The organism is Xanthomonas phaseoli pv. dieffenbachiae, from assembly GCF_008639345.1.
GTDB classification, from domain to species: Bacteria; Pseudomonadota; Gammaproteobacteria; order Xanthomonadales; family Xanthomonadaceae; genus Xanthomonas; species Xanthomonas phaseoli.
The window spans coordinates 2600491-2614796 of the sequence record NZ_CP041380.1; the positions used below are offsets into that span (position 1 = coordinate 2600491).

The 14306-nt window shown below is 66.6% G+C and carries 14 protein-coding genes; 11 read left to right on the forward strand and 3 right to left on the reverse strand.

Annotated elements, in window-relative coordinates:
* Window positions 1–108: 108 nt before the first annotated feature.
* Window positions 109–1260, reverse strand: coding sequence for a pyridoxal phosphate-dependent aminotransferase (locus FLG15_RS11860; protein ID WP_150146381.1), 1152 nt, complete (start codon window positions 1258–1260; stop codon window positions 109–111).
* A 225-nt stretch (window positions 1261–1485) separates the two neighbouring features.
* Between FLG15_RS11860 and ccmA the strand changes: the two genes are divergently transcribed.
* The 11 genes from ccmA (at window position 1486) to FLG15_RS11920 (ending at window position 10776) form a co-directional block, all read left to right on the forward strand.
* Complete coding sequence (ccmA, locus tag FLG15_RS11865) at window positions 1486–2130, forward strand: heme ABC exporter ATP-binding protein CcmA (protein ID WP_150146384.1); 645 nt, start codon at window positions 1486–1488, stop codon at window positions 2128–2130.
* Window positions 2127–2822, forward strand: a complete 696-nt coding sequence (gene ccmB / locus FLG15_RS11870) for a heme exporter protein CcmB (RefSeq protein ID WP_057678276.1) — start codon at window positions 2127–2129, stop codon at window positions 2820–2822. Before ccmA ends, ccmB begins: the two co-directional genes overlap by 4 nt.
* A 94-nt stretch (window positions 2823–2916) precedes the next feature.
* A complete protein-coding gene (gene ccmC, locus FLG15_RS11875; protein ID WP_150146387.1) occupies window positions 2917–3669 on the forward strand; it encodes a heme ABC transporter permease CcmC in 753 nt (250 codons plus the stop codon).
* Window positions 3666–3836: a heme exporter protein CcmD gene (locus FLG15_RS11880; protein WP_008573809.1), complete on the forward strand. Its 171-nt coding sequence runs from the start codon at window positions 3666–3668 to the stop codon at window positions 3834–3836. Before ccmC ends, FLG15_RS11880 begins: the two co-directional genes overlap by 4 nt.
* Window positions 3833–4303: a cytochrome c maturation protein CcmE gene (gene ccmE / locus FLG15_RS11885; RefSeq protein WP_057678279.1), complete on the forward strand. Its 471-nt coding sequence runs from the start codon at window positions 3833–3835 to the stop codon at window positions 4301–4303. The genes FLG15_RS11880 and ccmE overlap by 4 nt, the downstream gene beginning before the upstream one ends.
* 171 nt (window positions 4304–4474) lie before the next feature.
* Window positions 4475–6412, forward strand: coding sequence for a heme lyase CcmF/NrfE family subunit (locus tag FLG15_RS11890; protein ID WP_150146390.1), 1938 nt, complete (start codon window positions 4475–4477; stop codon window positions 6410–6412).
* The gene (locus FLG15_RS11895; RefSeq protein WP_017157799.1) at window positions 6405–7007 is read left to right on the forward strand and encodes a DsbE family thiol:disulfide interchange protein; all 603 of its coding nucleotides are present in this window, start codon (window positions 6405–6407) and stop codon (window positions 7005–7007) included. The genes FLG15_RS11890 and FLG15_RS11895 overlap by 8 nt, the downstream gene beginning before the upstream one ends.
* On the forward strand, window positions 7004–7438 hold the full coding sequence (locus tag FLG15_RS11900; protein WP_057661533.1) for a cytochrome c-type biogenesis protein: 435 nt from the start codon (window positions 7004–7006) through the stop codon (window positions 7436–7438). Before FLG15_RS11895 ends, FLG15_RS11900 begins: the two co-directional genes overlap by 4 nt.
* Window positions 7438–8436, forward strand: a complete 999-nt coding sequence (locus FLG15_RS11905) for a tetratricopeptide repeat protein (RefSeq protein ID WP_057661531.1) — start codon at window positions 7438–7440, stop codon at window positions 8434–8436. Before FLG15_RS11900 ends, FLG15_RS11905 begins: the two co-directional genes overlap by 1 nt.
* A 371-nt stretch (window positions 8437–8807) precedes the next feature.
* A complete protein-coding gene (gene metX / locus FLG15_RS11915) occupies window positions 8808–10010 on the forward strand; it encodes a homoserine O-acetyltransferase MetX (RefSeq protein ID WP_057678280.1) in 1203 nt (400 codons plus the stop codon).
* Window positions 10011–10161: 151 nt separating this feature from the next.
* A complete protein-coding gene (locus tag FLG15_RS11920) occupies window positions 10162–10776 on the forward strand; it encodes a DUF1294 domain-containing protein (protein WP_150146393.1) in 615 nt (204 codons plus the stop codon).
* Between the two features lie 73 nt (window positions 10777–10849).
* Here the strand turns inward: FLG15_RS11920 and cydC are convergent, their stop codons facing one another.
* On the reverse strand, window positions 10850–12535 hold the full coding sequence (gene cydC / locus FLG15_RS11925) for a thiol reductant ABC exporter subunit CydC (RefSeq protein WP_057678282.1): 1686 nt from the start codon (window positions 12533–12535) through the stop codon (window positions 10850–10852).
* Entirely contained in the window at window positions 12532–14268 is a 1737-nt protein-coding gene (cydD, locus tag FLG15_RS11930; RefSeq protein ID WP_150146396.1) for a thiol reductant ABC exporter subunit CydD, read from the reverse strand. The genes cydC and cydD overlap by 4 nt, the downstream gene beginning before the upstream one ends.
* Window positions 14269–14306: the final 38 nt, after the last annotated feature.

The window sequence follows — 14306 nt, forward strand, 5'->3', positions numbered from 1 at the left end:
ACTATGCAAGGTCTCCAGTGGAGAGGCGGGGCGGCATGCATGGAGAAGGGATACGCTAGACGGCTTGCTCTTCCAATTCCCAACTCCCGATTCCCCATTCCCCGCTCGTCAGAGCTGCTGCAAGCGCTCGATCGCCGCATCCAATGTCGCATCGTTCTTGGCAAAGCACAGCCGCGCCAGGCGCTGCCCTGCAGGCGGGTTCTCGTAGAACGGCGACAACGGGATCGCGGCGACGCCCTTTTCGATCGTCAGCCACTTCACGAATTCGGTGTCGGTCAGGTCGCTGATGGCCGAGTAATCCACCAGCTGGAAGTAGCCGCCGGGCACCGGCAACGGCTTCAAGCGCGTGGTCAGCAGCTGCTCGCGGAAGCGGTCGCGCTTGGCTTGGTAGAACGCGCCCAGTTGCTCGTCGTGTTCGGGCTCGTCGCGGATCATCGCAGCGAAGGCGTGCTGGGCCGGACCGAAACTGGTGAAGGTGTTGTACTGGTGCACCTTGCGGAATTCGGCCGTGAGCGTCGGCGGTGCGATGGCGTAGCCGATCTTCCAGCCGGTGCAGTGGTAGGTCTTGCCGAAGCTGGAGATCACGAATGCGCGCTCGCGCAGTTCCGGCCAGCGCAGCACCGATTCGTGCCGGCGGCCATCGAACACGATGTGTTCGTAGACCTCATCGGACAGCAAAAGGATGTCGGTGCCGCGCAACAGCTCGGTCAGCGTCTGCATGTCGGCGGCCGACAGCATCGCGCCGGACGGGTTGTGCGGCGAGTTGATCATCAACAGGCGCGTCTTGGGGGGCGTGATCGCGGCGCGTAGCGCAGCCCAGTCGACCGCAAAGGTCTGCGGGTGCAGTGCCACATGCACGGCGCGTGCGCCCGCCAGCTCGATCGCCGGCTCGTAGCAGTCGTAGGCCGGGTCCAGCACGATGACGTCTTCGCCGGCCCGCACCACCGCGTGGATGGCGTTGAAGATCGCCTCGGTGGCACCGCTGGTGACGGTGATCTCGGTGTCGGCATCGACCTGTGCGCCATAGCACCGCTGCGCCTTGCCGGCGATGGCCTGGCGCAACGTCGCCACGCCGGTCATCGGTGGGTACTGGTTGTGGCCGGCGGCCATGGCCTTGGTCAGTTCGTCGACCAGCCGCTGCGGCACCGCGAAATCGGGAAAGCCCTGGCCCAGATTGACCGCGCCGTGCTCGGCCGCCAGCTGCGACATGACGGTGAAAATGGTGGTGCCCACCTTGGGCAGCTTGGTCGTGAGGGGCATGGTGCCTGTCCGGACAAGAAACGGGGGATAGCGAGTGTACGCAAAGCCGCCTGGCGGTTGCGCCCGGACACTGCAAAACAGCGTTCCCCGACCCCGCGCGGCGCCTGCGACGCTGCCGCGGACGTCCCCGCCATGCCACCATCGTCGCTACAATGCGCGCCCGGTCCGGCGCGTCCTGCCCCGGCCTTTCCCCATGCCGTCCTGCGACGGGAGCCCGCTGCACCGATGATCGAACCGCTGCACACCGCGCCGCCGCTGCTGGCAGCGCACGCGCTGGCCTTCAGCCGCAACGAGGAGCCGGTGTTCGGCCCGCTGGATTTCCATGTCGATGCCGGCGAGGCGTTGCTGGTGCAAGGCGACAACGGCGCCGGCAAGACCACGTTGCTGCGCGTGCTGGCTGGCCTGCTGCATGTGGAGCGCGGGCAGATCCAGATCGACGGCAAAACCGCCAAGCGTGGCGACCGCAGCCGCTTCATGGCGTACCTGGGCCACCTGCCCGGTCTGAAGGCCGACCTCAGTACGCTGGAGAACCTGCACTTCCTGTGCGGGCTGCATGGCCGCCGCGCCAAGCAGATGCCCGGCAGTGCGCTGGCGATCGTTGGCCTGGCCGGTTACGAAGATGCATTGGTACGGCAGTTGTCGGCCGGGCAACGCAAGCGACTGGGGCTGGCACGGCTGTGGCTCTCGCCGGCACCGCTCTGGTTGCTGGATGAGCCGTACGCCAATCTGGATCTGGATGGCATCACCCTGGTGAACCGAATGATCTCTGCGCATCTGCGCGGCGGTGGCGCGGCGCTGGTCACCACGCACGGTGCGTATGCAGCGCCGCCGGTGCGCACCCGCATGCTCACGCTGGAGGCTGCGGCATGAGCACGCCTTCGCCGCAACCCTCGCTCTGGCAGGCCGCCCGCGCCCTGCTTGCCCGCGACCTGCAGCTGCTGTGGCGGCGCCGCAGCGATGCGTTGCAGCCGGCCCTGTTCGCATTGCTGATCGTGGTGTTGTTCGCGTTGGGACTGGGCGGACGCCCGGACCTGCTCGCGCAGGCCGCGCCGGCGGTGTTGTGGCTGTCGGTACTGCTGGCTGGCCTGCTGTCGCTGGACGCCTTGTTCCGCAGCGATGTGGAAGACGGCTCGATGGAGCAATGGTTGCTGGCACCGGTGCCGTTGGCCTGGTTGATCGCAGTGCGCGTGCTGCTGCATTGGGCGACCAGTGCGTTGCCGCTGATTGCCGTGACGCCGCTGCTGGGCGAATTGCTGCACCTGCCGCATGACCAATTGCCGGTGCTGCTGGCATCGTTGGCGCTGGGAACGCCGCTCCTGAGCCTGCTCGGCGCTGTGGTGGCGGCACTGACGGTGACGATGAAACGCTCTGGTATTCTCGTGGCGTTGCTGGCGTTGCCGCTGTACGTGCCGGTGCTGGTGTTCGGTGCCGGCAGCGTGGCGGCCAGCGGACAAGGGCAGGATGCAGTGGGTGCGTTGTTGTTGTTGGGCGCCGGACTGGTGATCGGCGTGGTCCTGGCACCGCTGGCTGCGGCGGCCGCGATCCGCATTTCGTTGAGTTGAGCGCTGCACTCGATGCATTGTCGATAGCACGCCCCGCACAACGCGTTGTTGCTGTTTCGAGAGCCAATGCCATTCCAAAGGCTACTGCCATCGCATGAACGTCGTCGTCCGCTGGTTCCACCAACTCGCATCGCCCCCGATCTTCGACCGTTTCACTGCGCGCTGGGCGCCGTGGTGCTACGCGCTGGCCGCGTTGCTGCTGGGCGTGGGCATCTGGCAGGCCTTGTTCGCGGTGCCGGCCGATTACCAGCAAAGCGACAGCTTCCGGATTCTCTATATCCATGTGCCGAGCGCGTGGATGAGCCTGTTCGTGTTCGGGCTGATGGCGCTGCACGCGGCCATCGCGTTGATCTGGCGCATCAAGATCTGCGAGATCCTGGCGATGGCGTGCGCGCCGATCGGCGCTGCGTTTACCGTGATCACCCTGCTGACCGGCAGCATCTGGGGCAAGCCGATGTGGGGCGCCTGGTGGGACTGGGACCCGCGCCTGACCACCGAATTGATCCTGCTGTTTCTGTATCTGGGTGTGATCGGCCTGTATCACGCCATCGACGACCGCCGTCAGGCGGCGCGCGCGGCGGCGTTGCTGGCCATCGTCGGGGTGGCGCTGCTGCCGGTGATCCGCTATTCAGTGGTGTGGTGGAATTCGCTGCACCAGGGCCAGAGCATCCGCTTGCTTGGGCCGTCCACGATCGATGCAAGCATGCTGCTGCCGCTGTGGTTGATGGTGATTGGTACCAAGTTCTGGTTTGTCGGGTCGCTGTTGACGCGCGCGCGCGCCGACAACCTGCGCCGCGAGGCGGGCAAGGCCTGGATCGTGCGCGATGCGCAGGAGAGCGCGGCATGAGCTACCTGCCTTACGTCATCGCCGCTTACGCGGTGTTCGTGCTGGTGCTGCTGTGGGATCTGATCGCCGGCCGTTGGCAGGTGCGTCGCGCCCTGAAGACCGCCCAGGCGCGCCGCCTGCGCGAGCGCAAGCGCGCGGTGCCCAGCGATGCGGAGCTGATCCGGTGAACTCGCAACGTCGCCGCCGCCTGTGGCTGGTGCTGGCCTTGGTACTGGCCGGCGGGCTGGCAACCACGCTGGTGGCCATGGCCTTGCAACGCAACGTGGCCTACCTGTACACGCCCTCGGAAGTGCTGCGTGGCGACGCCGGCGCGCATTCGCGCTTCCGGCTTGGCGGCATGGTCGAAAAAGGCTCGTTCCAACGCGCCTCCGGCTCGTTGGAAGCACACTTCCGCGTCACCGATGGCGATGCGCAATTGCCCGTGAGTTACGACCGCATCCTGCCGGACCTGTTCCGCGAGGGGCAGGCAGTGGTGGCCACCGGCCGCATGCAGAACGGCATCTTCGTCGCCGAAGATGTGCTGGCCAAGCACGACGAAACCTATATGCCGAAGGAAGTCGCCGACAAGATGGGCAGCGCGCATCGCAAGCACGATGTGCCAGCCGCGGCGGATCAGGTTGGAGAGCGGCATTGATGACGTGCATCAGGCCATCTGCATGCCGGCAGGCGGGCGGCTTGCGCGCAAGGTGCATGGCCAACGACGTCGCGGTGGGTGGGCAAGCAGGTGCGGGCGCTGCAGGAATGCTGGCGCTGCAGGGCACCTGCGGTCGTCGCACCGGCCGATGCGCGACAACGCGGCGCCCCGATGCTTCCTGAACTCGGGACGTTCCTGCTGGTGCTGGCCCTGCTGGTGGCGCTGGTGCAGGCCGTGGTGCCGCTGGCAGGCGCACAGCGCGGACGCAGCAGCTGGATGGCCGTGGCGCGACCGGCGGCGCTGGTGCAGCTGGCACTGATCGCATCGGCCTTCGCCGTGTTGACGCACGCCTTCTTGGTGCAGGATTTTTCGGTGCGCTACGTCGCCGAAAATTCCAACAGCCTGCTGCCGGTGATGTACCGCTATTCGGCGGTGTGGGGCGCGCACGAAGGCTCGCTGCTGCTGTGGACGCTGGTACTGGCGTTATGGACCGGCGCGGTGGCGCTCTGGTCGCGGCAGCTGCCCGCGCACGTGATCGCGCGGGTGCTCGGCGTCATGGCGCTGGTAAGCATTGGGTTTCTGGCCTTCCTGCTGTTTACCTCCAACCCGTTCGCGCGGTTGTTCCCGGTGCCGCTGGAAGGTGGCGACCTCAATCCGCTGCTGCAGGACCCGGGGCTGATCGTCCATCCGCCGATGCTGTATTGCGGCTACGTCGGCTTTGCGGTGCCGTTCGCGTTCGCCATCGCCGCACTGCTGGAAGGCCGCATGGATGCGCGCTGGCTGCGCTGGACGCGGCCGTGGACCAATGTCGCCTGGTCGATGCTCACCGTCGGCATCGCGCTTGGCAGCTGGTGGGCGTACTACGAGCTGGGCTGGGGTGGCTGGTGGTTCTGGGACCCGGTGGAGAACGCCAGTTTCATGCCGTGGTTGGTGGGCACCGCCCTGCTGCATTCGCAGGCGGTGACCGAAAAGCGCGGCAGCTTCGCCAGCTGGACCTTGTTGCTGGCAATCGCCGCCTTCGCGCTGTCGCTGCTGGGCACCTTTCTGGTGCGCTCGGGCGTGCTGACCAGCGTGCACTCGTTCGCGGCCGACCCGTCGCGTGGGCTGTTCATTCTGGTCTTCCTACTGGCCGTGGTCGGTGGTTCGTTGCTGCTGTATGCGTTGCGCGCGCCGCTTCTGTCGGTGGTGGACGATCCGCGTCGCGCATTCGCCGGCAGCTCGCGCGAAACCTTGTTGCTGTTGAACAACCTGTTGCTCACCTGCGCCTGCGCAATGGTGTTGCTGGGTACCTTGTATCCGCTGCTCGCCGATGCCTTGGGGCTGGGCAAGCTGTCGGTTGGGCCACCCTACTTCGGCACCTTGTTCGTGGTGTTGATGGCGCCGCTGGTCGCACTGTTGCCCTTCGGCCCGCTCACCCGCTGGCAGCGCGAACAGGCTTCGCGGCCGATGGCGATGCTGGCGCCGTGGGCGGGTCTGGCGGTGGCGGCCGGCGTACTGGCCTGGTTCGCCGCGCCGCAGGGACAATTGAAAGCCGCCTTCGGTGTCGCCGGTGCAGCCTGGGTGCTGCTGGGCACCACGCGCTTCCTGTGGACGCGACGGGCGGCCAAGGGGCGCAAATTCACTGCCGAGATGCTCGGCATGGTGCTGGCGCACCTGGGCGTTGCGGTGTTCCTGTCCGGTGCCATGCTGGTGGAGGGATTGAGCCTGCAGCGCGAAGTGGCGCTGGCGCCCGGGCAACAGGTGCAGATCGGCCGCTATGCACTGCATTTCGACCGGATCGAAGAACGGCGCGGGCCCAATTACGTGTCCGACCGTGCCAACCTGCAGGTATTCAAGGACGATGCCCCGGTAGGCGCGCTGCATGCCGAAAAGCGCCGTTACGCCAGTGGCGGCCAGACGTTGACCGAGGCGGCGATCCGCCCTGGTCCGTTTGGCGATCTGTATGTCGCCCTTGGCGAACCGCTGGGCAATCAAGCCTGGGCGGTGCGTGTCCACCTCAAACCGTTCGTCCGCTGGATCTGGCTGGGAGCGTTGCTGATGGCGCTTGGCGGCCTGGTGACCGCGGCCGACCGGCGTTTTCGTCGTTCTCCGGAGATCCAAGATGGTTGAGTCACGTTCGCCCCGCCTGCCCACTGCGGTTCTCGTGGGCGCCATCGTGCTGCTGCTCGCCCTGGCAGCGCTGCTGGTCTATGCGGTGGTGCGCTCCGGTCAGGACGATCGCGATGCCCTGCCCTCTGCGCTGATCGGCAAACCAGCGCCGGAATTCGCGCTGCCGTTGCTGCACGACCCGGCCATCGTGGTGCATGCGCGCGAATTGCGCGGCGCGCCATACATCATCAACGTGTGGGGCAGCTGGTGCCCGGCCTGCCGCGAAGAACACCCGGTGCTGAGCCGCTTCGCCCTGACCAAACGCGTGCGCGTGATCGGCTACAACTGGAAGGACGAGCGCAACGATGCGCTGCGCTGGCTCGAACAACTCGGCAACCCGTATCTGCTTGTGGTCGCCGATCAAGATGGCCGCACCGCCATCGATTTCGGCATCGCCGCCGCGCCGGAAACCTTCTTGGTCGACGGGCGTGGCGTGGTGCGCTGGAAGTACAGCGGCATGCTGACCCAATCCATCATCGACACCCAGTTGATTCCGGCGCTGAGCAAGATCGAGCGTTCCCCCACTGCCGCACCGGACCTGCACGCCAAACGATGACGCGCACCTGGCTGCTCCTGCTGCTGTTGCTACCCTGGCTGGCCGTTGCCCAGCCGGTCGGCGACCCGGCGCCGCTGCGCTATGCATCGGCCGAAGAGGAGGCGCGTTTTCATGCACTTACCGCCGAGTTGCGCTGCGTGCAATGCCAGAACCAGTCGCTGGCCGATTCCAACGCGCAAATTGCGCAGGACTTGCGCCGCGAGGTGCTGGCACTGATGCACGAAGGCCGCAGCGATGCGCAGATCCGCCAGTTCCTGGTCGCGCGCTATGGCGAGTTCGTGCTGTACCGTCCGCGTGTGGAGTCGCGCACCTGGCTGCTATGGTTCGGTCCGCTGCTGGTGTTGCTGCTGGGCGCGGGCGCCGTTGTGCTGGTGGTACGCAAACGCAGCGTGGCCGCGCCTGCCATGCCTGCCGATGAGCAGGAGTGGTGATGGCCGGCTTTGTCATCGCGGGGATCGTGATTGCGCTGCTGGCCTTCGGCGTGGTGGTGCGCCCGCTGTGGCGCGAGGCGCGCGGCCTGGCCGCAAGCGTGGCAGTGTTGCTGCTGGCCGCGAGTGCGGCGTTGTACTGGTTGGTCGGCACGCCAGGCGCCATCACCCAGCCGACCAATCGCCCGGCCACGCCACGTTCGCTGGATGAAGCCATCGTGCAGCTGCGCGCGGCGCTGGCCAGTAACCCCGAACAGGCCGAAGGCTGGGTGTTGCTGGGGCGCTCGCTGTCCAGCCAGCAGAAATTTGCCGAAGCGCGCGATGCCTTCGCACGCGCGGTGGCACTGCGTCCGGACGAAGCGGACGTGCTGGTCGCCGCGGCGCAGGCGCGCATGCTTGCCGACGACAGCGGTCGCCCGGATCCGGAAGCCATGCGCCTGCTCGAATACGCGCTGGCGGTGCAACCGGACCATCAACGCGCACGCTGGTTCCTGGGGGTGGTGCAGCGCCAGGCCGGTGAGCCGGCCAAGGCCAGTGCGACATGGGAGCCGCTATTGCGCGTGGTCGATGTCGCAACCCGCCCTGGCCTGCTCGAACAGATCAATGCAGCCCGACAGGACGCCAAGCTCGAGCCGATCCAGGCACCGGCTGCACCTACCGCCGCTGCAGCGAGCGACAAACGCATCCAGGTGCGCGTGACGCTGGATGCCGAATTCGCCAAGCGCGCCGGATTGTCCGGCGACACCAGCGTGTTCGTGATCGCGCGCGCGGCCGACACGCCGATGCCGGTGGCGGTGGAAAAACACGCGCTGAGCGAGCTTCCATTGACCATCATGCTGGACGATGGCGACAGCCCGATGCCTACGCTGGACAAGGTACAGCTGCTGGCCCGGCTGTCGCGCAGCGGCAACGCCATGCGTCAGGCCGACGACGTGGAAAGCGCACCGGTGACGATCGCACTGCCTGCGGACGCGCCAGTGGAGCTGGTGATCGGCCGCTGATGGCGTGTTGCGTCTCATTGCGACGCTTCGGCGCAGTGCCGCATAAGAATGCCAAACACCATCTGCGCCAGCCTGACGGCTGCGCAGGAGTTCTGTTGGTCGCTCCTGGTCGGTTGCGATGTTCAAATCATCTGTACCGACCATCTCGACCGGCCCTTGCCTGCTCACCGTCGCGGCACGGATGTCGCTCAGGCGCTTGCAAGGACGCATTGCAGCGTTCCGCGCTGGTGGGCATGCAAGGGTCTTGCAGCCAAACCGCAGGTCTGCCGCCCTGCAAAGTGGCATCACGCAGCGCATGGCTTCCAGCCAATTCCGGATTTCCCATTCCCATCCTGCACACTGGCGCGTGCCATGGCAGATAGAATTGGCCCATGACTGAATTCATCCCCGCCGGCACGCTATACCACGCCCTGCCCTCACCGTTTCCGATGAAACGCGGCGGCGTGCTGCATCAGGCACGCGTGGCGTACGAGACCTGGGGCACGCTGGCAGCAGACCGCAGCAATGCGATCCTGATCGTCACCGGCCTGTCGCCTAACGCGCACGCGGCGGCAAACCAGGCCAACCCAGAGCCGGGCTGGTGGGACGCAATGCTAGGGCCGGGCAAGCCGATCGATACCACACGCTGGTTCGTGGTGTGCGTCAATTCGTTGGGCAGTTGCAAGGGCTCGACCGGGCCGGCTTCGGTGAACCCTGCCACCGGCTTGCTGTATCGCCTCACCTTTCCGGACCTGTCGATCGAAGACGTGGCCGACGCCGCAGCCGATGTGGTACGCGCGCTGGGTATCGCGCAGCTGGCCTGCCTGATCGGCAACTCGATGGGCGGCATGACCGCGCTGGCGCTGTTGCTGCGTCATCCCGGCGTCGCGCGCAGCCATATCAATATCTCCGGCAGCGCACAGGCATTGCCGTTTTCGATCGCGATCCGCTCGTTGCAACGCGAGGCGATCCGGCTGGATCCGCACTGGAACGGCGGCCACTACGACGATGCCAGCTACCCCGAATCGGGCATGCGCATGGCGCGCAAGCTCGGCGTGATCACCTACCGCTCGGCGCTGGAATGGGACGGCCGCTTCGGCCGCGTGCGGCTGGATTCCGAACAGGCGGCCGATGATCCTTTCGGGCTGGAATTCCAGGTGGAAAGCTATCTGGAAGGCCACGCGCGCCGCTTCGTGCGCTTCTTCGACCCCAACTGCTATCTGTATCTGAGCCGCTCGATGGACTGGTTCGACCTGGCCGAGTATGTCGAGGAAAGACTCGCTGCCGGCTCTACCATCGACCACCCCCATGCAGATGCCCTGCCTGGCTCCGCCAAGCCGCAGACAGGCGTCTCGACCGCCGACGCGGTGCTTGCCGGCCTGGCGCGTATCCGCATCGCGCGTGCGCTGGCGATCGGTGCCAATACCGACATCCTGTTCCCGGTGCAGCAGCAGGAACAGATCGCCGACGGCTTGCGTGCCGGCGGTGCCGATGCGCACTTCATCGGCCTGGATTCGCCGCAAGGCCACGATGCGTTCCTGGTCGATTTCGCCCGGTTCGGCCCAGCGGTGAGCAATTTTTTGCGGGGCTGTTGAGCTGCTCGAACCGCGCGCTGCGCCGCTGGATCTCGGCCGATGTTGCTGGACCTGGGGCGACCGTCACCGCTGTTTTGCCGGCCGAGCAATCGATGCGTGATGTGCGCGCACACCGCATCAGCACGCCACACCATCCAACGGAGCAACGCGAATGCGCTATCAGGGACGTCTCAGCGACTGGAATGATCACAAGGGCTTTGGCTTCGTCACGCCCAATGGTGGTGGCGACCGCGCATTCGTCCATATCAGCGCGTTTGCACAGCAGACCCGTCGCCCGCGCGACGGGGAGATCATCACCTACGCGATCGAACGCGATGCGCACAAGCGCCTGAATGCCACGCAAGTGCGGTGGGCAGACCGTACCACCGCCGCCAGAGCCGAACAGCGTCGCAGCGGGTTGCCACGCAAGACGCTGGCTGCGGTATCGATGCTCGCCTTGGCGGCGGCCACGCTGATGCACGTGATACCGATGCTCGTACCGCTCTGGTACGCGGCGGCCAGCCTGCTCACACTGTTGATCTATGCGATGGACAAATCGGCTGCGCAACGCAATCAATGGCGCATACCCGAATCCAGCTTGCACCTGCTGGCGCTGATCGGTGGCTGGCCAGGTGCATTGCTGGCGCAGGAAATCTACCGGCACAAATGCAGCAAGGCGGCGTTCCAGATGACGTTCTGGATCACGGTTGCGTTAAATGTCAGCGCACTGTTGCTCGCGGTGACCGAGACCGATCTGATGGCCGCGCTTCCGGTGCTATTCGATTGAACGCGATCAACAACGTGTGGCCGGGGTGATCAACGCTCATCCCGTGACAACCTTCGAGAAACGCAGCCATTGGCTATGCGTCTTGATCGAGCAACTCCAGCTTTCCCTCACGCATCCGGTAATGCCGCTGCACCACGCCGGGCGGTAACGCGTCGTGGGTGATCATCACCAGCGAGCGTTCGCCCAGTGCAGCGGCCAGGTCGAGCAGCAGCGCGTCGGCGGTATCCACGTCCAGACCGTCGGTGGGTTCGTCGAGCAATAGGATCGGGGCATCGCGCAGCAGTGCCCGCGCCAGGGCGAGCCGGCGCGCCTGGCCGGCGGACAGCGTGGCGCCGTTTTCGCCAACCCAGGTGTCCAGGCCGTTGTTCGCGCTGGCCCACGCGCCCAGGCGCACTTGTTCGAGTACCCGCCACAACGCGGCATCGTCGGCAGCAGGGTCGCCGATGAGCAGGTTGTCGCGCACGCTGCCGGCAAATACCGGCGCATTCTGCGGCAGCCAGGCGATACGCTGGTGCCATTGCGCCTGTGCGACGTGGCGCAGGTCGATGCCCGCATAGCGCAGCTGCCCGGCCTGCGGATCCCACAGGCGCAGTATCAACGCCGACAATGTACTTTTACCGCTGCCGCTATCGCCGCTGATGGCAATGCGCTCGCCCGGCGCCAGGGTGAGATCGAGCGCATGCAGTACCGGGCGCACGCTACCGGGCCAGGCAAACGACACCTGCTGCAATTGCAGCGTGCCGGTGCGCGGGGCATCGATCGCGCGCGCCGGATCGCTCACCGACGGCGCTTGGTCGACGATGGCCTGCAGGCGCCCGGCGGCAACGCGCGCACTTTGCAGCGCCTGCAAGGCCAGCCCGGCACCGGCCCAGACTTCCAGCAACGCCATGGTCAAAAACACCAACCCTGCAGCACGCTCGGCGCCGATCAGCCCGCGCTCGGCCGCACCAAGCGCCAGCCACAGCATGCCGGCCAGCCCCAGCCCGCCGCAGAGCGCATGCAGCAGGTTGTCGGTGATCAGCCGTCTGCGCTGGATGCGATCGCCACCGGTCACGGCGGCGGCCGCGGCGTCGCTGCGCTGCAGCCAGGCGCCCTGCGCGTCGATCGCAGCAAGGTCGGCTGCGCCCTCCAGCCCTTCGAAGGCTTGTGTACGCAAGTCGGTTCGCTGCTGTGCACGCAACTGCTCGCGCTGTGAGCCGCCGCGTGCCACCTGCCACGGCACCAGCCCACCGATCAGCACGCCAAGTACCAGCAACACGCATGCAGCGGGAAGATAGATCAGTGCAGCGGCGACCACACCGCCTAACCAGATGCCGAGCAACGCAGCCAGCGGTGCCAATGCGCGCACGCTGAGGCCATCGACCTCGCCGATGTCGGACATCAGCCGCGCCAGCAGATCACCGGTCCGGGTGGCCGACAATCGCCCAGGCGCCAGCGGCAAGGCGCGGCGAAAGAACCACACCCGCAGATCGCGTGCGATGCGCAAGGTGGCATCGTGCCCGATCAACTTTTCGGCATAACGCGACACGATACGCGCGAAGGTCAAGGCGCGAATGCCGGCCGACGGGGAGAAGAAATTGAAGCCGGCCCCCATGCCGGCAACGCCTGCCAGCGCAGCGGCGGTCAGGAAGCTGCCGGACAAGCCCAGCAGGCCGACACCGGCAAGCATGGTGACCAGCACCAGCCCTGCCGACAGCAGCAGGCGCCAGGCATGCAGACCAAACACATCGCGCAGACGCTCGGGCTGGGAGCGGCTCATAGTGCCTGCACCGTGACCGGCGCGCCGCGCAGATCGATGACCGTGTCGGCCCAACGCATCACCGCAGCGCTGTGCGTCGCCAGAACGACCGCACGGCCGCGCGCAAAGATGCCCAGCGTACGCAGCAATTCCGCTTCGGTATCCGGGTCGAGAAAGGCGGTGGGTTCGTCCAGCAGCAACACATCCGGCTCGCGCAACAACAGCCGCGCCAACGCCACGCGGCGGGCTTCGCCACCGGACAAACCGAAGCCACGCTCGCCGATCACCGTGTCCAGGCCGGCCGGCAAGTGCGCGGTAAAGCGCAGCACTTGGGCCGCCTCGGCCACCGCGTGCAGGCGCGTATCGCTGGCCTGCGGGTCGGCCAGGCGCAGGTTGTCGGCAATGCTGGCCTGAAACAGATAGGGGCGCTGCGTGGCATATCCGATGCGCGCACCCGGGCGCACGGCGACGCTGCCCGCCTCGGGTGCAAGCCAACCGGCGAGCCCTTCCAGCAGCGTGCTCTTGCCGCTACCGCTGGCACCGATCACCGCAACGCGCTGCCCGGGCTCCAGCGTCAGCGCAAACTCCCTGACCACCAGCTGCGGCGCGCCGGCAGGACGCAGCGCCAATCCGCGTGCCTGCAACAAGGGCGCATGCGCTTGTGCCGGCTCCAGGGCACGTGCGGGGAGCGCCGCGATCTGCGCAGCGGCAGGCGGCTGGAAGCCCTGCAGCAATCGCTCGGCCTCGGCGACTGCAGCCAAGGCGTTTGCGCGGTCATGGTAGTGCGCGGCCAAGCGCCGCAGCGGTGCGAAGAATTCCGGCGCCAGCAGGAGGCAGAACATGCCCGCACCCAGCGATGGCAGACCGTGCAGATGGAGCATGCCCAGATAACTCAAACCGAAGTACAGCGCCACGATCGCAACGCTGACGGAGGCAAAAAATTCCAGTACGGTCGACGACAGGAATGCAATGCGCAACACGTTCAGCGAGCGCTCGCGCACGCCCTCGGCAGCGGCGGCAATGCCCTGCAGTTCGGCCTGGCCGCGGCCGTATACGCGCAGCAACCCCAGTCCTTTGAGTCGATCGGCAAAATGCCCGCCCATGCGCGCCAACTCGCCGAGTTGTTCGCGCCCTGCGGCCTCGGCGCCCCACCCCACCAGCATCATGAAGAACGGAATCAGCGGCGCGGTGAGCAGCAACACCAGCCCGACCACCCAATCGACGTAAAACACCGCGATCAGGATCAGCGGCGGCACCAGCAACATTTCGATACGAGCAAGCTGATAGCCGACGAAATAGCCTTCCAGCGCATCGGTATGCGCCAGGCTCAATTCGCCCAGTTCGCCGCTGCGCTGCCGGCGCAGCCATAGCGGCCCGTGCTGCACCAGGCGTCGCGCAATACGCGCGCGCAGTTCGCGTTTGGCCACGTCGGCCACTTCACCGGTCAACGATTGCGCCCAGGCGTTGAGGAGCGCGCGCCCGATCAGCGCAACCAGCAATCCGGCGCCCACGTTGCGCAATTGCGCCAATGCCAGGTGCTGCACCAGCACCGCCTGTACCAGCCAGGCGATCGCAGCCGATTGCGCAAGCAGCAGCACACCCGACAACGCCACCGCCACGCCGGCAAGCCGACGCGCGCGCGTGGCCGATGCGGCCAGCGCATCCAGCCAGTGGCCGCGTTGACGGCGCTGGGCTGGCGTTTCGCTGGCTTGCACGCTGGGCTGGCTCACGTCGCTCTTCTGAAGACTGCGCATTGCACGCGATTGTAAGTCGCCGCCTCCCGGTGGGGGAT

What these genes read in the sequence shown, in the direction of transcription:
- FLG15_RS11860 (WP_150146381.1), bottom strand. Translation starts at nt 1,260, where the DNA reads ATGCCCCTCACGACCAAGCTGCCCAAGGTGGGCACCACCATTTTCACC.
- ccmA (WP_150146384.1), top strand. Translation starts at nt 1,486, where the DNA reads ATGATCGAACCGCTGCACACCGCGCCGCCGCTGCTGGCAGCGCACGCG.
- ccmB (WP_057678276.1), top strand. Translation starts at nt 2,127, where the DNA reads ATGAGCACGCCTTCGCCGCAACCCTCGCTCTGGCAGGCCGCCCGCGCC.
- ccmC (WP_150146387.1), top strand. Translation starts at nt 2,917, where the DNA reads ATGAACGTCGTCGTCCGCTGGTTCCACCAACTCGCATCGCCCCCGATC.
- FLG15_RS11880 (WP_008573809.1), top strand. Translation starts at nt 3,666, where the DNA reads ATGAGCTACCTGCCTTACGTCATCGCCGCTTACGCGGTGTTCGTGCTG.
- FLG15_RS11890 (WP_150146390.1), top strand. Translation starts at nt 4,475, where the DNA reads ATGCTTCCTGAACTCGGGACGTTCCTGCTGGTGCTGGCCCTGCTGGTG.
- FLG15_RS11895 (WP_017157799.1), top strand. Translation starts at nt 6,405, where the DNA reads ATGGTTGAGTCACGTTCGCCCCGCCTGCCCACTGCGGTTCTCGTGGGC.
- FLG15_RS11900 (WP_057661533.1), top strand. Translation starts at nt 7,004, where the DNA reads ATGACGCGCACCTGGCTGCTCCTGCTGCTGTTGCTACCCTGGCTGGCC.
- FLG15_RS11905 (WP_057661531.1), top strand. Translation starts at nt 7,438, where the DNA reads ATGGCCGGCTTTGTCATCGCGGGGATCGTGATTGCGCTGCTGGCCTTC.
- metX (WP_057678280.1), top strand. Translation starts at nt 8,808, where the DNA reads ATGACTGAATTCATCCCCGCCGGCACGCTATACCACGCCCTGCCCTCA.
- FLG15_RS11920 (WP_150146393.1), top strand. Translation starts at nt 10,162, where the DNA reads ATGCGCTATCAGGGACGTCTCAGCGACTGGAATGATCACAAGGGCTTT.
- cydC (WP_057678282.1), bottom strand. Translation starts at nt 12,535, where the DNA reads ATGAGCCGCTCCCAGCCCGAGCGTCTGCGCGATGTGTTTGGTCTGCAT.
- cydD (WP_150146396.1), bottom strand. Translation starts at nt 14,268, where the DNA reads ATGCGCAGTCTTCAGAAGAGCGACGTGAGCCAGCCCAGCGTGCAAGCC.